The 17,406-nt window shown below is 60.1% G+C and carries 13 protein-coding genes and 1 tRNA gene; 10 read left to right on the top strand and 4 right to left on the bottom strand.

The features are described 5' to 3' along the window. Positions 1 to 32 precede the first annotated feature (32 nt). On the bottom strand, positions 33 to 1,520 hold the full coding sequence (locus ABRP98_RS01320) for an AI-2E family transporter (RefSeq protein WP_349857107.1): 1,488 nt from the start codon (positions 1,518 to 1,520) through the stop codon (positions 33 to 35). Positions 1,521 to 1,549: 29 nt separating this feature from the next. Here ABRP98_RS01320 and ychF point away from each other — a divergent pair, with 29 nt between their 5' ends. The 3 genes from ychF to ABRP98_RS01305 all read left to right on the top strand — a co-directional run bounded on the left by ychF (position 1,550) and on the right by ABRP98_RS01305 (position 4,490). Further along, the gene (gene ychF / locus ABRP98_RS01315; RefSeq protein WP_349857106.1) at positions 1,550 to 2,635 is read left to right on the top strand and encodes a redox-regulated ATPase YchF; all 1,086 of its coding nucleotides are present in this window, start codon (positions 1,550 to 1,552) and stop codon (positions 2,633 to 2,635) included. 98 nt (positions 2,636 to 2,733) lie between these two features. Beyond that, positions 2,734 to 3,267, top strand: coding sequence for a type 1 glutamine amidotransferase domain-containing protein (locus tag ABRP98_RS01310; protein ID WP_284769932.1), 534 nt, complete (start codon positions 2,734 to 2,736; stop codon positions 3,265 to 3,267). Between the two features lie 308 nt (positions 3,268 to 3,575). After that, entirely contained in the window at positions 3,576 to 4,490 is a 915-nt protein-coding gene (locus ABRP98_RS01305; RefSeq protein ID WP_502878773.1) for a cation diffusion facilitator family transporter, read from the top strand. 51 nt (positions 4,491 to 4,541) lie between these two features. On the opposite strand, the gene ABRP98_RS01300 is transcribed toward ABRP98_RS01305, so the two are convergent. Continuing rightward, the gene (locus ABRP98_RS01300; RefSeq protein WP_284850345.1) at positions 4,542 to 5,903 is read right to left on the bottom strand and encodes a dicarboxylate/amino acid:cation symporter; all 1,362 of its coding nucleotides are present in this window, start codon (positions 5,901 to 5,903) and stop codon (positions 4,542 to 4,544) included. A 509-nt stretch (positions 5,904 to 6,412) separates the two neighbouring features. Between ABRP98_RS01300 and pcp the strand changes: the two genes are divergently transcribed. Genes pcp through nrfD form a run of 4 tightly spaced genes read left to right on the top strand, consistent with a single transcriptional unit; the run spans position 6,413 to position 12,503 of the window. After that, positions 6,413 to 7,009, top strand: coding sequence for a pyroglutamyl-peptidase I (gene pcp / locus ABRP98_RS01295; protein ID WP_349857105.1), 597 nt, complete (start codon positions 6,413 to 6,415; stop codon positions 7,007 to 7,009). A 47-nt stretch (positions 7,010 to 7,056) separates the two neighbouring features. Then, positions 7,057 to 10,332: a formate dehydrogenase-N subunit alpha gene (gene fdnG, locus ABRP98_RS01290; RefSeq protein ID WP_349857104.1), complete on the top strand. Its 3,276-nt coding sequence runs from the start codon at positions 7,057 to 7,059 to the stop codon at positions 10,330 to 10,332. Further along, positions 10,333 to 11,391, top strand: a complete 1,059-nt coding sequence (locus tag ABRP98_RS01285; protein WP_349857103.1) for a 4Fe-4S dicluster domain-containing protein — start codon at positions 10,333 to 10,335, stop codon at positions 11,389 to 11,391. Then, positions 11,388 to 12,503 carry an NrfD/PsrC family molybdoenzyme membrane anchor subunit gene (gene nrfD, locus ABRP98_RS01280; protein ID WP_284796301.1) on the top strand — a complete coding sequence of 372 codons (1,116 nt, stop codon included), beginning with the start codon at positions 11,388 to 11,390 and terminating at the stop codon, positions 12,501 to 12,503. Before ABRP98_RS01285 ends, nrfD begins: the two co-directional genes overlap by 4 nt. A 16-nt stretch (positions 12,504 to 12,519) precedes the next feature. Here nrfD and ABRP98_RS01275 read toward each other — a convergent pair whose 3' ends face one another. Further along, positions 12,520 to 13,101, bottom strand: coding sequence for a hypothetical protein (locus ABRP98_RS01275; RefSeq protein ID WP_284769926.1), 582 nt, complete (start codon positions 13,099 to 13,101; stop codon positions 12,520 to 12,522). 1 nt (position 13,102) lies between these two features. Further along, the gene (gene selD / locus ABRP98_RS01270; RefSeq protein WP_284796302.1) at positions 13,103 to 14,092 is read right to left on the bottom strand and encodes a selenide, water dikinase SelD; all 990 of its coding nucleotides are present in this window, start codon (positions 14,090 to 14,092) and stop codon (positions 13,103 to 13,105) included. A gap of 76 nt (positions 14,093 to 14,168) precedes the next feature. On the opposite strand from selD, the gene ABRP98_RS01265 reads away from it, so the two are divergent. The 3 genes from ABRP98_RS01265 (at position 14,169) to selB (ending at position 17,400) form a co-directional block, all read left to right on the top strand. Further along, positions 14,169 to 14,263 (top strand) — tRNA-Sec (locus tag ABRP98_RS01265). A 23-nt stretch (positions 14,264 to 14,286) separates the two neighbouring features. Next, positions 14,287 to 15,615, top strand: coding sequence for an L-seryl-tRNA(Sec) selenium transferase (gene selA, locus ABRP98_RS01260; protein WP_349857102.1), 1,329 nt, complete (start codon positions 14,287 to 14,289; stop codon positions 15,613 to 15,615). Further along, the gene (gene selB, locus ABRP98_RS01255; protein ID WP_349857101.1) at positions 15,616 to 17,400 is read left to right on the top strand and encodes a selenocysteine-specific translation elongation factor; all 1,785 of its coding nucleotides are present in this window, start codon (positions 15,616 to 15,618) and stop codon (positions 17,398 to 17,400) included. It begins immediately after the preceding gene. The last annotated feature ends 6 nt before the right edge of the window (positions 17,401 to 17,406 follow it).

Here is a 17,406-nt window from a genome sequence, read left to right as displayed (position 1 = left end):
TCCACTATGACACGTGCTGCCGACACAGCACACTATTTTTTCGAATCTCCGTTCAAAAGATTTTCAAAGGCATCCCGCGCCCGGCGTAGGTTGGAGCGCATGCTCGGTTCGTCATAGTCCTCCGGGGTGGAATCGACGTCGACGGAGGCGTCGAGCGTGGTGGAATCGCCATCGGAAGCCGCGTCGGCGCCGGCGATATCGGGGTTGGCGTGTTCTGGGACCTTGCGCCATTGCTCGCGCTTGTACTGCGCTTGCTCTTCGGTATAGCGGCCGATGAGATAGCCCGCGACGGTGGAGTAGTTGAGCTCGGAGGAGTGCTTTTCCCCGGACTGCAGCTTCATCATGTCTTGGACGTAGCGATAAGCCACCGCGATCATGGCGGCGGTCGGCACGGCCAAGAATCCACCGATGAGTCCAAAGAGCGCGGAGCCGACGATGACGGAGACCAAAACAATGACTGGGTGCAGGTTCATGGCCTTAGCCTGCAGCCACGGCGAGAGGACATTGCCTTCAAGTTGCTGGACCAAAAGAACGAGACCCAAGACCAACAGTGCTTGGGTAAAGCCCAAAGACACTAAGGCGATAACCACCGCGAGCGCGCCGGAGACAATGGCGCCGACGAACGGGATGAAGCCGGCGATGAAGGTGATGATTGCCAGGGACATCGCCAAGGGCACGCCGATAAGCACGAGGCCGAGGCCGATAAAGATGGCATCGATAAGCGAGACCACCGCCTGTGCCCGAATGAATCCGCCCAGGGTATTCCAGGCGCGCGTGAGCAATTCCGTGAGGTGCCAGCCGGCGCGCCGCCCGGTGGCATCGCGCAGCCACGGCAGGAATTTGGTGCCGTCCTTGAGGAAGAAGAAGGTGAGCACCAAGACAATGAATACAGTGACGAAAAATGAGGTGGCATTGCCGATACCCGTAAATACAGACCCGGCGATAACGCCCGCACGCTCCTGCAACCAGCCTGCGGCCTCGTCGATATAGGTGCTCATATCGTCGCTATCGAGGTTCAGGGGTGGGCCCTGGGCCCAAACCTGGAGCTGCTGGATGCCGGAGACCGTTTGTAGGTAGAGCGACTGGGATTGCCGTATGAAGTCCGGTGCCACCGAGGCTATGAGCCCACCGACGGCGGCTGAAGAGAGCAGGATCGTCACAATCGCTGCCAGGCCCGCGGGTAGTCCCTTTGTTCGCATCCAACGCGCCATGGGGTTAAGCACTGTACAGATAATAAGAGCCAAGAGCACTGGAAGGATGCCCTGCCAGAAGCTACCCAGGACCTGATATACAGCAAAAAGGAAAACGCCGATTATCAGCAGGCGCACGGCCCACAGGGAGGTCGATTTCACCATTTCGCCCGCAATGACGGAGCGATCGACCTGATTACCCGGGGGATGTGGAGATACATCGTCCAATTGGCTGGTGTCGAAGTCACCGTCCATCTTATCGCCCGGGCTCGCCTGCGGCTTTTCGGGTGTCGGTTGCTTATCAGAACTCACCCCACCATCTTGCCTCATAACGCGGTAGGTGCGTTAGGATTAGCCCCGTGAGTCTTACACTAGGAATCGTCGGCTTGCCCAATGTGGGCAAGTCCACTTTGTTTAATGCCCTGACCCGTTCCGAAATCTTGGCGGCTAATTACCCATTCGCCACCATCGAGCCCAACGTGGGCTTGGTGGAGCTGCCGGATCCCCGTTTGGACGCCCTCGCCAAGATGTTCAACTCCGAGCGCATCTTGCCGGCGACCGTGTCCTTCGTGGATATTGCCGGCATCGTCGCAGGTGCCTCGCAGGGCGAGGGTATGGGAAACGCCTTCCTAGCCAATATCCGCGAGGCCGACGCTATCTGCCAGGTGGTCCGCGCCTTTTCTGATGACAATGTCATCCACGTCGATGGCCAGGTAGATCCCGGCAATGACATTTCCGTTATTAATACAGAGCTGATTCTGGCGGATCTGCAGACCATCGAGAAGGCCCTGCCGCGCCTAGAAAAGGATGCCCGGAAGAATAAGGACTTGGCGCCTGTTGTGGAGACCACCAAGAAGGCGCAGGAAATCCTAGAGGATGACCGCACCCTCTTCGCCGCCGCCAAGACCGGCGAGATTGATCTTTCCCTCGTACGCGAGCTGCACCTGATGACGGCTAAGCCCTTCCTCTATGTCTTTAACTCGGACGAGGCTGTGCTTACCGATGCCACCAAGAAGGACGAACTGCGCCAGCTCGTCGCCCCAGCAGATTGCGTCTTCCTCGATGCACAAACCGAGTCCGAGCTCTTGGAGCTGGATGAGGACGAGGCAAGCGAGCTGCTCGAGGCAGTAGGCCAAGAAGAGCCCGGCTTGGCTACCTTGGCCAAGGCTGGTTTCTCCACCTTGGGCCTGCAAACCTACCTCACCGCTGGTGAAAAGGAAGCCCGCGCGTGGACCATTAAGCAAGGCGCTGCCGCACCCCAGGCCGCTGGCGTAATCCACACCGATTTTGAAAAGAAGTTCATCAAGGCAGAAATCGTCTCCTTCGACGATCTTGTTGCTGCTGGCTCAATGGCCGAAGCGCGAGCCAACGGCAAGGTCCGCCAAGAAGGCAAGGACTACATCATGCACGATGGCGACGTGTGTGACTTCAAAATCGGCGGCTAAAACCTAGCTTGTTGCAGGTCGCGGTAGTGAACGTGGCGAGCGCGCGAATGTAGAGTTATCCTATCTGCGTACCCGACAACAATAAGGAGGCCATAATAATGGCTGAGCTAGAAAACAAGACGATCGCAATCATTGCTACGAATGACTTTGAAGACTCCGAGCTGACCTCTCCGCTAGAGGCCGTGCAGAAGGCCGGCGCTACTGTGAAGGTTCTGGCTCCTAAGGCCGGCACCATTACGGGCAAGAACGGTACCGAGATTAGCGTTGATGCTACGACCAAGGACTCCGAGGGTGAGACCTTCGACGGCATCATCCTGCCTGGTGGCACCAATAACGCTGACCTCATCCGCCTGGATGAGGCAGCCGTTAGCATCGTGCGCAAGCACATGGGCGAGGACCGCCCCTTGGGCGCTATCTGCCACGGCGGCTGGATTCTAGCCGATGCAGAGGCTCTCAAGGGCCGTACCTTGACGTCCTTCCCGTCCCTGCAGACCGATCTCCGCAATGCAGGTGCTACCTGGGTTGACGAAGAGGTCCACTGCGACCAGGGCTTGGTCTCCTCCCGTACCCCGGATGACCTGCCTGCATTCAACGCTAAGTTGGTCGAAGAGTTCGCAGAGGGTCAGCACTAAACTAGGCAAAAGCCTCAATTACTCCCTACGAGCCAGATGGTGAGAAACCTTCTGGTTCGTAGGGAGATTTTTCGTCTATATGGGCTCCTCGCGTTCGCTAGGGCGGATCAAGGATTTGCTTGAATGTTTAAGGATTCTCGCCGTCTGCTAACCTGTGAACCTAGAAGGGGAGTAGTTCCTACGGCGCTTACTGCGCCGCGATGACTGGTCGACACACTGGCTTAAAGGCCCGGCCACTCAGCATCGAGGCATCGATGCGAACGAGACCTTCGGACTGATTCTGGTTGCCGAAGGGAGAGTAGTAGACCTTGTTTTCTTTAAGTTCTGAGCAGCGTATTTTAGAGCGCTTTATGATGTTGTCCATCGCCGCGGCGGTAGCGACAATTGTCCTGAAATCCTTGGCGGCGTGGCTGACGGGCTCGGTTGGTTTCTTCTCTGATGCCCTCGAATCCCTCGTGAACCTTGTGGCAGCCATCGCGGGTTATTGCGCCTTGCGTATTGCCGCTAAGCCTGCCGATGATAATCACCACTTTGGCCACGGTAAGGCGGAGTATATTTCCGCGTTGGTAGAAGGGGCGATGATTTTCATTGCGGCAGGAGCCATCATCTACACCGCAGTCCAACGCCTTTTTACTCCCCAGCCCGTTGAAGAAGGCGGTTGGGGCTTAGCGCTGTCGCTATTGTCCTCGATACTTAATTTGGGCGTCGGTTTGGCCCTGATTAAGGCGGGCAAGCGCTACCGGTCTGCGACGCTAAATGCGGATGGGCACCACCTGATTACGGATGTGTGGACCTCCGCCGGCGTTCTCGTCGGCATGGCTGCGGTGTATCTTACGGGCTGGTTGTGGCTTGATGCGCTTGTGGCCTTGGCCATTGGCATCAATATCTTGTGGACGGGATTTAAGATTTTGCGCGATTCCGTCAGCAGCCTGCTTTCTGAGGCCCTTCCGCAAGAAGAACAAGATCAAATTTGGGATCTCTTAGCTGAACTGGAAAAAGAAAAGTCCGTGACTTTCACGGATCGGCGTACGGTAGCCTCCGGCAGGCAAAGAATGGTCTACCTGACCATGGAGGTGCCAGCGGACTGGAGCGTGCTCTACTCACACGAGATTGCCGATGACGTCGAAGTCGCCCTCGACGAGCTTTTCGCCGGATGCAGCGTATTTATCCACGTGGAGCCGGCTGGTGTTGCGCATCGCCGCCCACTTCCATTCCGGCAATAAATAAAGGCCCAAGGCCCAAGGCGCTGTGCCCTGGGCCTTTATTTTCGTTTATTAAGCCTTGACGCTTACTTCCTCGTCGGAGTCTTCCTCCATGATGTGCTTGACGCCATTTTCGGCTTCATCCCAGACCTCTTGGTTCTGGATGCCCGCGCGCTTGGCGACGACCGTCGCGCACAATGCCTGACCCGTGACGTTGAGTGCCGTACGGCCCATGTCAATGATGGGCTCAATGGCCAGCAGCAAACCAACGCCGGCCAAAGGGAGGCCCAGCGTGGACAGAGTCAGCGTGAGCATGACTGTCGCGCCAGTGGTACCCGCGGTAGCCGCGGAACCAATAACGGAGACGAAAATGATGAGCAGGTATTGCGTGAAGTCTAGGTCCACGCCATAGAATTGCGCGACGAAAATCGCAGCAACAGCAGGGTAGACAGAGGCGCAGCCATCCATCTTCGTAGTAGCGCCGAGTGGCACTGCGAAGGACGCGTACTCGGTGGGAACGCCTAAGGCGCGTTCGCTGAAGCGTTGCGTTGCGGGCATAACACCCATAGAGGAGCGGGTGACAAAGCCCAAGGACGTTACCGGCCAAATGCGCTTGTAGAAGCCCGTGACCGAGATATTGTTGAACTTCAGTACCGCTGGGTAGACCACGGCGAAGACGATTGCCAGGCCCACATACATTGCCAAGACGAATTTGCCCAGGGAGCCAAGTGCGTCCCAGCCGTAGGTAGCAACTGCCTTACCAATGAGCGCTGCGGTACCAATCGGTGCCAGGCGGATAATCCACCACAGGACCTTCTGGATGACCTTGAGGAAGGACTCCGTAAAGTGCAGGAAGGGATCGGCTGCCTTACCGGTCTGTACGGCGGCAATGCCAATGGCCAAGGAGATAACCAGCAGCTGAAGCGCACCGAAGTTCAGCGATATTTCGCCATCGCTGGCAGAGGCGGTAAGGCCAAAGAAGTTTTGTGGCAGGAGCTGCTCAAAGAAGGCAGTCCACGAACCAACGCTTGACGGATCCTCTGCAGCGGATGCATCGACGCTCGTGCCAGCACCGGGCTTCATGACTAATGCCACGACGATGCCCACGATGACGGAGAAGAACGCCGTAATGGCGAACCACACCAACGTAGAAATGGCCAAGGATGCGGCATTGGCAACCTTGCGCAGGTTAGCTACAGAGGTGACCACCGCGGCGAAGATAAGCGGCGGAACCATGACCTTCAATAGCTGGACATAGGCGCCACCGACACCGCTGAGCAGGTTGGTTAACCACCCTGGATTGTCAGGATCGGTATTCATCCCAGATGCGATCAGTCCTAGGATGAGGCCGATAATAAGGCCCGCAATGACTTGCGCGCCAAACCCCGTTGCCCAGCTAGGAAGTTTGGAGCGAGAGGAAACTTTTTGTGTCATAGAACGTCCTTTAGAAATAAAATGAACAGGTCTGACTATTTGTTGAGTACGGTTCTGTTCAACTTCAACTAGTTTCACTTTATTCCACGCGTCAAACCGCAAAGAAAAAGGGTCTCGTTTGCAGCAGGTGAATTGCTATGACCACTTTGTAGATAAAGCGGTTCAGTAACCACTCGTGCTTTCACCTTCAGCTGCGACCTCCATCTCGCCCTTTATCTCCTCCTCCTGCAACGCCGCCCTTCGCGCTCACCGCGAGCATCAGCTCGGTTGGATCGCCTATCTCCCGTGAGCGCGAAGGGAGGGGTAGGGGAGATGAATGGTCGCCCTCGATTTAATACACTGCCCGTCCGCTCGAATTCGTCTTCCTCACCTTCGCGCTCACCGAGAGCACAACGCCCCGGTGAAAGCCGCTGCCGGTGAGCGCGAAGGGCGGCTGGGTACTACGCGCAAACTAAGAGAACAGCGCTTAATCAAAGCAGCGGGGTACCGTTAGCTGCCATACTGGAATGATGAAGATTCTGGTAACTGCTTTTGATGCCTTTGGCGGCGAAGAGATTAACCCTACGGAACGCGCGCTGGATAGGCTGCCGGATGAAATCGGTGGGGCGCAGATTATTAAGCATCCTGTGCCAACAGTGTTCGGTGAAGCACTGAAGCAGGCCATTGCTGTGGCCGAGAAAGAAAACGTGGACGCGGTGGTCTGCCTGGGACAGGCCGGCGGGCGGGGCCATATCACTCCGGAGCGGGTGGGCATCAACTTCGCGGATGCTTCTATCCCGGATAATGCTGGTAACCAGCCCAGCGATGAACCAGTGGTTGAAGGCGGCCCAGCTGCATACTTTTCTACTCTGCCGGTGAAGGCGATGGTCGCAGCGATTCAGGAGGCGGAGATTCCGGCCCGGGTCTCGACCACCGCGGGAACGTTTGTGTGCAACCACCTGCTTTATGGCCTGCTGCACCATTTCAAAGATACGCAGGTAAAAGCAGGCTTTATCCACGTGCCGTTTATTAAGGAGCAGAATAAAGAAAACAGCCCGATGCTGGAGCTCGCGGACGTCGTGCGGGGCGTGGAATGCGCGATCAGCGCAGTTGCGAAAAACGCTTAGGGTCACCTTGCTAGAGAAATTTTCCGCCCAAATATAGATTTAAAGTCATGTCTCGCTTAAGTCCTCTCAACTGGCCGGTTGTGCGCCAGCTGCGTAGCGGCGATCCCTTTGGCAGGGATATCAATACGCAGTCTTCTAAGAGCAAGGAAAAGCACGGGCGCACAGTGGAAGCTGACCGCGTGGTGCAATCCGTGTGCCCATACTGCGCCGTCGGTTGTGCCCAGCGCGTATACGTCAAAGATGACCGGGTTATCCAGATTGAGGGCGATCCAGATTCGCCGATTTCGCGCGGGCGTTTGTGCCCCAAGGGTTCGGCGTCGGAGCAGTTGGTCAACTCCGCAACGCGTTTGACCAAGATCAAATATCGCGCACCGCACTCCACCGAGTGGCAGGAGCTGGATGAAGACACCGCGATGGACATGATCGCGGATCGTTTCTTGGAAGCGCGCCGGAAGGGCTGGCAAGACACCGATGACTCGGGGCGGACTCTAAACCGCACGATGGGTGTCGCTGGCCTTGGTGGCGCGACCTTGGATAACGAGGAAAACTACCTCATCAAGAAGCTTTTTACCGCTGCCGGTGCGGTGCAGCTCGAAAACCAGGCGCGCATATGACACTCCGCCACAGTTCCTAGTTTAGGAACTTCGTTTGGCCGCGGCGGCGCAACCCAACCGCTGCAGGATATGGCGAATGCTGATTGCATCGTCATTGAGGGTTCGAATATGGCCGAGTGCCACCCAGTGGGATTCCAGTGGGTCGTAGAAGCTAAAAAGCGTGGTGCCCGCATTATTCACGTGGATCCGCGGTATACGCGTACCTCTGCGTTCTCCAACCGCCACATTGGCATTCGCGGCGGAACCGACGTGGTGCTGCTGGGTGCGGTCATTAATTACATGCTCCAGAATGAGCTGTACTTCCGCGATTATGTCGTTGCATATACCAATGCGCCGATGATCATCTCGGAGGACTACCAGGACACCGAGGAACTGGACGGACTGTTTTCTGGCTATGACCCGGAAACCGGCACGTACGTGACCGATTCGTGGCAGTACGTGCAAAAGCCGGAAGGTTCTTCCTGGAATGTGGAGCGCGATGACACCCTGGAGCACCCGAATTCGGTCTTCCAGATTCTCAAGCGCCACTATGCGCGCTATACCCCTGAGCTGGTAGAAGAAACCTGCGGCATCGCGCAGGAAGACTTCTACTACTTGGCGGATTCCATTGCGCAGAATTCGGATCCGGAACACACCACGTGTTTCGCCTATGCCTTGGGCTTTACCCAGCACACCTTGGGCGCGCAGTTCATCCGTACCGCTGCCATTTTGCAGCTCTTGATGGGCAATGTGGGCCGTCCGGGCTCCGGAATCATGGCCCTGCGCGGGCATGCCTCCATTCAGGGATCCACGGACATCCCGACGCTCTTCCACTCCCTGCCCGGCTACCTGCCCATGCCGAGCGTGGAAAAGCAGACGTGGCCGGAATTCGTGGATGAGATCCGGGATGAGTCCCAAAAGGGCTTCTGGCAGATCGGCGAAAATTACGCCGTGTCCTTGATGAAGTCCTACTGGGGAGACGCGGCGACCAAGGAAAATAACTGGGGCTATGACCTCATGCCGCGCATTTCCGGCGCGCATTCCACCTACGAAACCTTGCAAGCCATGCTTAATGGCCAGGTAGATGGCTACTTCGTCTTTGGCCAGAATCCGGCGGTGGCGCAGTCCAATGGTGGCATGCAGCGTCGCGGTTTGGCATCGCTGAAGTGGCTGGTCGTGCGCGATTTCCAGGAAATCGAAACCGCATCGTTTTGGAAGGATGCGCCGGAGATTAAAAACGGCGAGCTGAAGACGGAAGACATCGAAACCGAGGTCTTCTTAATGCCCGCAGCCACCCACGTGGAAAAGGCCGGTACCTTTACCCAGACCCAGCGCATGCTGCAGTGGCGCTTCCAGGCGGCACCGCCGCCAGGCGATGCCAAGAGCGAGCTGTGGTTCTTCTACCAGCTGGGTAAGAAGCTCAAGGAACGCCTGCGCGATTCCACCGATCCGCGCGATCTCCCGCTCCAGAAGGTGACGTGGGATTACGTGGAAAATGAGGAAGGCGAGCCGAACTCGGAGGACGTCCTCAAAGAGATCAACGGCTACTACCTGGATGGTCCCAAGAAGGGCGAGCTTTTGCCCACCTTCGTGGAGATGAAGAATGACGGCACGACCTCCGGCGGCTGCTGGATCTACACCGGCGTGTACAAGGACGGCGTTAACCAGTCCGCGCGCAAGGTCCCGGGGTCGGAGCAGAACGAGGTCGCGCCCGAGTGGGGTTGGGTCTGGCCTGCTAACCGCCGCATTTTGTACAACCGTGCATCGGCCAAGCCGGATGGCACCCCGTGGTCCGAGCGTAAGAAGTACGTGTGGTGGGACGAGGCCCAGGGCAAGTGGGTAGGAGATGACGTCCCTGACTTCCCGGTGACGAAGTCGCCCGAGTACAAGGCTCCCGCCGATGCCGTCGGTCCGGACGCCCTTGATGGCACGGACGCCTTCATCATGCAGGCGGACGGTCGCGGGTGGCTCTTTGCGCCTTCCGGGCTTTCCGATGGCCCTTTGCCCACCCACTACGAGCCGCAGGAGTCTCCGGTGACCAACGTGCTGTATAAGCAGCAGCAATCGCCGACGCGCTTGACCATCAAGCGCCCGGATAACTTGCAGCGTCCAGAACCGGGCATGCCCGGTGCGGAGATTTTTCCGTTCGTATTTTCTACCTATCGCCTTACGGAGATGTACACCTCGGGTGCGATGTCGCGCCGCCTGCCTTATCTGGCGGAGCTGCAGCCGGGCCTATTCTGCGAGGTGGATAAGGACTTGGCCGCAAAGCGCGGCTTGGAAAATGGCGAGTGGGCGACGATTATCTCGCCGCGCGGCGTGATTGAGGCGCAGGTCTTGGTCACCGATCGCATGCAGATGCTGAAGGTTAATGGGGAAGAATTCCACCAGATTGGCCTGCCCTTCCACTACGGCGAGTCCGAGACCACCGCTGTGGTCGGTGACGGTGCCAACGATCTCTTGGGCCTTACGCTCGAACCGAATGTGTTCATTCAGAACTCAAAGATCGGTGCCTGCGATATCCAGCCGGGCCGCCGGCCAAGGGGAGAAGGCCGCTTGAAGCTGCTCAAGCAGTATCAGGAGCGGGCGCAGCTGAGCGTTGATTCCGGCAATGATTTGTTGTCGGTCCCTGACTCGTTTACTTATAACCCCGAGCCCGAAAAGCACAGTCAATCTGGCGCGGATAGTAGTGATGATGAGACGGCAAGCGATGGCGAAGAAGGTAAGTAAATGACTAATCTACTGACCGAGGACGCGGGCCGGCACGGCTATGATTCCTACCGCCGCATGGCCTTTTTCACCGATACGTCCGTGTGCATCGGCTGCAAGGCCTGCGAGGTGGCGTGCAAGGAATGGAACCGCAACCCGGTAGAGGGATATGACGTCACCGGTAATTCCTATGACAACACCGGCGCTTTGGGCGCTAATACGTGGCGCCACGTGGCCTTTGTGGAACAAAACAATGACCGCATCGAAAAGGCACGCGAAGAGGGAAAACAGCTTATTTCCCTTGGCATGCCCACCATCGGCGGAAAGCCGGATGAGGTCGATACCACTCCGCCGGATACGGATACGTTCCGGTGGTTGATGTCCTCGGACGTCTGCAAGCATTGCACGCATGCGGGATGTTTGGACGTGTGCCCCACAGGTGCGCTATTCCGCACCGAGTTTGGCACCGTGGTGGTCCAGGATGATGTGTGCAATGGCTGTGGAACCTGCGTTGCGGGTTGCCCCTTCGGCGTCATCGAACGCCGCGATGATGGCGGGGTGTCGTTGAAATACGATAAGACCGCGACGGTGGATTATCAGGATAATTCGCACGTCGGCATCAACGTGCTCAAAAAGCTCAAGCAGCGCAAGCCCCAAGGCACGGATCACACGCCGGGCGAGGCAATGCCGATTAAGAATGTGGGCGTCGCCCAGAAGTGCACCATGTGCTATGACCGCCTGAAACAGGGCGAGCAGCCGGCCTGTTCCAAGACGTGTCCGACGGATTCCATCCAGTTCGGTACCTATGAGGACATGCTGGCCGCAGCGAAGGATCGCGTGCGCGTCCTGCACGAACAGGGCATAACGGAGGCGCGGCTCTATGGCGCCAATGACAATGATGGCGTGGGCGGAACCGGCTCTATCTTCTTATTGCTGGATTCGCCAGAGGTCTATGGCCTGCCGCCGGACCCGCGCGTGCCCACTGCGGATTTGCCGAACATGTATAAAACCGCGGCCAAGGCCATCGGTGGGATGGCACTCGCCGTGGCGGGTTCCTTTTTGATTGGAGGGCGCAAATGAGCGGTTTTGATGAGTACCGGCCACCGCAACCGGAGCGGCCGAATCGCTACCGTAATTTCGACGGGCCAAAGCGCAAGAAGAAGCGCAAGCGCCCGGGCGCGGGTGCGCAGGATGGCTCCAAAGAGGAGCGGATGGCAGAAGACTTTGAGTTTTCTTCCTACTACGGCAGGCCCGTGGTTAAGGCCCCGCCGTGGGAGTGGCCCATCGGTGGATATTTCTTATTGGGCGGTATAGCCGGCGGATCGGGCCTTTTGGCTACCGGTGCACAGGCCGCAGGCAACGCACCTTTGCGCCGGACCACGCGGGTAGCGGCCTTTGGCGCGGCGGCCGCAGGATCGGTCTTTTTGATTTTGGACCTGGGCCGGCCGGAGCGCGCGTTGAATATGTTCCGCGTCTTCAAGGTGACCTCGCCGATGTCGCTCGGATCGTGGCTGCTCGCGGGCTTTTCCACCGCGGCGGCCATTCCGGCCGCGGTAGAGGTGGATAACGCGACCAAGCGGAGATTTCCGCTGCCGAAGTGGCTGCGCGCGAGCCTGAGCAAGGCCGCGACTCCGGCCGGAGTGATAACCGGTGTGCTCGGTGGCCCACTGGCCGGATATACGGCGGTATTGCTGTCTAATACGTCCAACCCAGTGTGGAATGACATGAAGCGGCACTTGCCCTATGTCTTTGTGTCCTCGGCTTCGGCAGCAGCCTCTGGCCTGGCCATGGTGACCACTCCGGTAAAGCACGCCGGTCCCGCCCGTGCCTTAGGAATGGCAGCTGCGGCCAGCGATATCGCGGCGACGAAGGTGCTTGAAAGCAATATGGAGCCGGAGCCGCGCGAGGAATTGCATCACGGAACGCCGGGAAAGCTCATGCGCGCCTCGGAATACTTGATTGCCGCTGGCGGGGTGGGCAGTGCGGTGGCGGCGGCGACGAAGTCCCGCGCCGTGTCTGTGGCCGCGGGCCTATCATTGCTTGCCGGATCCGCGTGCACGCGCTTTGGCGTGCTCAACGCGGGCCTTGAAGCGGTCAAGAACCCGGCCACCACGATGGGCCCGCAAAAGCGCCGCGCGGAGCGGCGCCGGCGCGAGCAGGGTCTTGCCACCGACGTGCTCAGCGCAGGCTAGCGAGGGCTAGCCAGGCTCAGTCGAGGTTGGCAAAGGAATCGGCGAGCTCTTCGCCGATCTCCTGCATGCGCGATTGCTCCGCCTCTAAGGACTCGGAATCGCGGTGGAGATAGTAGTTGACCGCCGCGTCATGGACCGTGGTCACGCAGGTGGTCGAGATGGCATCCTCGACCGCCCAGGCCGAGCAATAAAAATGCCGGTCCGCTGCGGTGAAATCGAATGGTTTGTACTCATTTCCCGCGCGGCCTTGGGCGGCATTTTGCTTATCGATGTCCTCATTGACCAGTTCCAAGTAGCGCTCTGCCGCCGCATCTGGGTCATCGGGGCATACGGCCTCGTTATCGGACTCGTATTTCGTGCCCAGTACGCTAACCTTCTCCGGCGAGTCGCCGCCGTAGAGCACGGAGAAGGAGTCATTCTCATCGCTGGTGGAATCGGGATCCTGGTTAGCGCCGATGAGGGTGTCGGGCAGGGAAGTACGCAGCTCCGATAATTCGATGGGTGAGCAGCCGCGGTTGGTGCTCCCGTCGGCGCAGGCGACAAGGCCCGCACCGAGGGCGAGGGTGGCAAGGGGCAGGCTAAAAAGGCGGTGGTTCATCTTAGGAAATGGTGATGTAGGAATCGTCAGAAAGCGGTGTCGTGCGGCCGATGACGGGGTAGCCCGGGACTTCGCCGATGATGAGGAGGCCGCCGGAAGTTTGGGCATCGGCAAGCAGCACTAGCTCTTCCTCCGTAAGGGAGGAGGGCTGCAGGTGCGGGCGGACCCAATTCAGGTTGCGGCGCGAACCGCCCGGGATAAAGCCTTCCGCGAGGGCATCGGTGGCGCCGTCCACGGTGGGGACCGCGGAAAAGTCCAGCTCAGCCGATACGCCGGAGGCGCGGCACATCTTGTACAGGTGGCCCAGTAACCCGAAGCCGGTGACATCGGTGGCCGCGCGCGCACCGGCGGCGACCGCATCCTGGGCGGCCTGGCGGTTGAGCGCGGTCATGGAATCGATGGCTGCTTGGGATACCTCGCCGGTGGCCTTGTGCTTATTATTCAAAATGCCCACGCCGATGGGCTTGGTCAGCGTAATGGGCAGGCCGGCCTCCGCGGCATCGTTGCGCATGAGTTTTTCGGGATCGCCGATGCCCGTCGCCGCCATGCCGTACAACGGCTCTGGGGCGGTAATGGAGTGACCGCCGGTAATGGAAATGCCCGCCTCGGTGGCTTTATCCATGCCGCCGCGCAGCACCTCGCGCAGGATGTCCAAGCCAAGCTTTTCATTGGGCCAGCCCACGAGGTTGATGGCGGTAATGGGGGTGCCGCCCATGGCGTAGACATCGGATAGCGCATTGGCTGCGGCAATCTGGCCCCAGGTATAGGGATCATTGACCATGGGGGTGAAAAAGTCCGCGGTGGAAATCACGGCGAGGCCGTTGTCGATCTTGACCGCTGCGGCATCATCGCCATCGTCGAGGCCGACCAGGACATTGGGATCGGCCTTGCCGATGAGCCCTTCTACCGCTGATTCCAATTCCCCGGCGGGAATCTTGCAGGCGCAGCCGCCACCGGCGGCGAAAGAGGTTAAATTAATCTGCTCGGTCATGCTGGTCATTTTACCCGCCGGAAAGTGGTGGGGCGGCGGCGGTGGGGTGCGCGCGGGATCTGTAAAGTAGCCAGACGGAGGCGTACGTGTCCTGGTGGGCGCCCCGGTCTTCAAAACCGGTGAGGCCGAGCATCTCGGTCTGGCAGGTTCGATTCCTGTCCGTCTCCGCCATACGCGCGCAAGGAGGAAAACGAGTGCCGAGCCATAACGCTGGTCGCCCCGCGAATAATGCCCGTGATCCCCGCCGGAATTTACCCCGCATGGATGAGCTTTTGCGGCTCCCCGCAGTAGAAAGCGCGCGGGAGATAATCGCAGAACACGCCATCCGCGCCTTGATTAAAAGCGTGCTGTCCGCCGCCCGGCGCGGGGAGGTGCCCGTTACCGGCGTAGAAGAAGAAATAGCGCGAAGGCTGGCTGACCACAGCACCTATTCCTTGCAGCCGGTCATCAACGCCACCGGCGTCATCATCCATACAAACTTGGGCCGCGCCCCGCTGCCAGAGGCTGCGATAGCCGCGCTGCAGGACGCGGCCGGATATACCGACGTGGAAATGGACTTAGACACTGGGCGGCGCTCGTCCCGGCGCGGTGCCGGTGCCACCCAGGCGCTGTTGGCGGCGTGCCCCGGTGCGGAGGACGCGCTGGTGGTTAATAACGGTGCGGCGGCCTTATTGCTGGCCACGGCCGCGCTGGCCCCGGGCAAGGAGGTCATCATCTCGCGCGGCGAGCTCATTGAAATCGGCGCGGGGTTTCGCCTACCGGAGCTGATTGAATCCACCGCGACGCGCCTGCGGGAGATAGGCGCGACCAACCGGACGCACCTCCATGATTATGAACGCGCGCTGGGGGAGGAGACCGGTGCGATTTTGAAGGTGCACCCGTCCAATTTTCGGATAGAGGGGTTTAGCTCCTCGGTGGGCGTGGCCGAGCTGGCGCAGCTGGCGAAGAAGCAGGGTACCCACCTCATCGTGGATCTCGGCTCGGGCTTGCTTACCCATGATCCGGTCCTGCCGGACGAGCCTGATATTCACGCGCAGCTCAAGGCCGGGGCGGATATTGTCATCGCCTCGGGCGATAAGCTGTTGGGCGGGCCGCAGGCCGGGATCCTGTTGGGCACTAAGGACGCGATTGCGGCGGTGAAAAAGCACCCGTTGGCGCGGGCGGTGCGCATCGATAAGCTGCGGCTCAATGCCCTGGAAGCAGCGATCACAACGCCCGCCAATGCGGTGCAGCAGGCGCTCCACCTTGACCCGGCGTGCCACCGCGCGCGCACCGAGGCCATCGCCGCGGCGGTGGGCGGCGAGGTTGTCGACCACGCTGGCCGCGTGGGCGGGGGAGGCGCCCCCGAGTACCCGCTGCCCGGCGTTGCGGTATCCCTGCCGGAGGAACTGGCACCAAAGCTGCGCCAGCACACCCCGCCGGTGGTGGCGCGCCAGCACCAGGGCCGCTGCCTCATCGACGTGCGCTGCGTGCCCGAGACCCAGGATGAGGTTCTCATCGCGGCCATCCGGGCGGTGATGTAGATGTACGTTATCGCGACCGCCGGCCACGTCGATCACGGCAAATCCAGCCTGGTGCGCGCCTTAACGGATATGGATCCGGATAGGTGGGCCGAAGAAAAGCGCCGCGGGCTCACTATTGACCTGGGCTTTGTGTGGACGACGCTGCCCTCTGGTGCGGACGTGGCGTTTGTCGATGTCCCCGGCCACGAAAAGTTCTTTGACAATATGCTCGCCGGTGTAGGCCCGGCCTCCGTGGTGCTCTTCGTGGTTGCCGCGGACGAGGGCTGGCAGGCCCAATCCACCGACCACCGCGATGCGCTGCACGCGCTGGGTATCGAGCACGGGATTATCGCCCTGACCCGCAGCGACCGCGCCGATGAAAAGCGCCGCGCGGAGGTCGCCGCTCAAGTGCGCACGCAGTTTTCTGCCACGCCGCTTGCCGATGCCCCCATCATCCCCGTCTCCTCCCACACCGGCGAAGGCCTGGCGGAACTGGGCGCGGCGCTCGATGAACTGGTGGCCCAAGTGCCCACACCCGCGATAGATGCCCCGGTGCGGCTGTGGATCGATCGCGCCTTTAGCGTCAAGGGCGCGGGAACCGTGGTGACCGGGACGCTCAGCGCCGGCACGCTGCGCACCGGCGACACCCTGGTGCTTTCCACCGCGGCAGGGGACAACCGCGTGGAGATCCGCGGCCTGCACAGCGAAAATACCGCGCAGGAACCCCTGGGCCCCGTAACACGTGCCGCGGTCAACCTGCGCGGGGTCGGTGCCGCCGATATCCACCGCGGTGACCTGCTGCTTACCTCAGGTGCGTGGCGCGCTATCGATACCGTAGACGTCCACCGCACCTTTGGCACCGCACTTGATGAATTGCCCGATATCCTCGTGGTCCACTGCGGGACCGCGGGGGTAGAAGCGCACTTGCGGCCGCTGTCAGCGGATTTCGCCCGCCTGCGCCTATCGCGCGCTATGCCGCTGATCATCCTGGATCGCCTTGTCGTCCGCAGCCCCGGTGGTCGCCATGTCAGCGCCGGCGTGGAGGTCATCGACGTGCGCCCGCCGGAGCTAGACCGCCGCGGTGCCGCCCGCAAGCGTGCCGAGGCATTGGCGGAGCACACCTCTTTCCGCAATCCTTCCTCCTACCTGCAGCGTGTGGGCTATGCCCGGCGCGCGGACCTGGAACTCGATGGTTATGACACCGATGCCACGCCGTCGGGCATCATTAACTTTCAACAGTGGTGGATTGCCGCCCGCCAGGTAACGCGCTGGAAAGAAGCGCTGACTACTGCGCTGCAGGAGCACGCCGCGGCCAATCCGCTCGCACCGGGCATGCCGCGCAAGGCGGCACTCGATGCCTTGGGACTTAAGGAAGAGGGGCTGCTGCGCCTAGCGGTGGCCGCTGCCCACGCGGAAGAATCCGAAGGCCTTATCCGCCTGCCGGGCCACACCGTGGATCTTGGCGCCGCCGAGTCCGCCGTGGCCGAATTAGAGCGCATGTTAGAAAAGGAGCCCTTCGCCGCACCGGAGGTGCACGAGCTTAAAGAGCTGGGACTGAGCGAGAAAGAACTGGCCGCAGCCGAGCGCGCCGAGCGCCTATTACGCCTGAAAGACGGGATCATCCTCTTACCGGACGCGCCGGGCAAGGCACGGGAGCACCTCTCACAACTCGAGCAGCCCTTCACCCTGTCCGCCGCCCGCCAAGCGCTAGGGACCACCCGCCGGGTGGCCATCCCGCTGCTGGAATACCTCGATGCCCACGGCATTACCCGCCGCGGCGAAGGCGGCAAGCGCACACTGCGCTAAGCAAAC

It is taken from the genome of Corynebacterium sp. KPL2838 (assembly GCF_040225455.1).
In the GTDB taxonomy this organism is placed as follows: Bacteria; Actinomycetota; Actinomycetes; order Mycobacteriales; family Mycobacteriaceae; genus Corynebacterium; species Corynebacterium rhinophilum.
This window is presented reverse-complemented; position numbering and strand designations above follow the sequence as displayed.

Excerpts from the sequence above, each read along its gene's own strand:
- ABRP98_RS01300 (WP_284850345.1), bottom strand. The coding sequence starts at position 5,903 with ATGACACAAAAAGTTTCCTCTCGCTCCAAACTTCCTAGCTGGGCAACG.
- selB (WP_349857101.1), top strand. The coding sequence starts at position 15,616 with ATGTACGTTATCGCGACCGCCGGCCACGTCGATCACGGCAAATCCAGC.
- selD (WP_284796302.1), bottom strand. The coding sequence starts at position 14,092 with ATGACCGAGCAGATTAATTTAACCTCTTTCGCCGCCGGTGGCGGCTGC.
- pcp (WP_349857105.1), top strand. The coding sequence starts at position 6,413 with ATGAAGATTCTGGTAACTGCTTTTGATGCCTTTGGCGGCGAAGAGATT.
- ABRP98_RS01320 (WP_349857107.1), bottom strand. The coding sequence starts at position 1,520 with ATGAGGCAAGATGGTGGGGTGAGTTCTGATAAGCAACCGACACCCGAA.
- ABRP98_RS01310 (WP_284769932.1), top strand. The coding sequence starts at position 2,734 with ATGGCTGAGCTAGAAAACAAGACGATCGCAATCATTGCTACGAATGAC.
- ABRP98_RS01275 (WP_284769926.1), bottom strand. The coding sequence starts at position 13,101 with ATGAACCACCGCCTTTTTAGCCTGCCCCTTGCCACCCTCGCCCTCGGT.
- ABRP98_RS01285 (WP_349857103.1), top strand. The coding sequence starts at position 10,333 with ATGACTAATCTACTGACCGAGGACGCGGGCCGGCACGGCTATGATTCC.
- nrfD (WP_284796301.1), top strand. The coding sequence starts at position 11,388 with ATGAGCGGTTTTGATGAGTACCGGCCACCGCAACCGGAGCGGCCGAAT.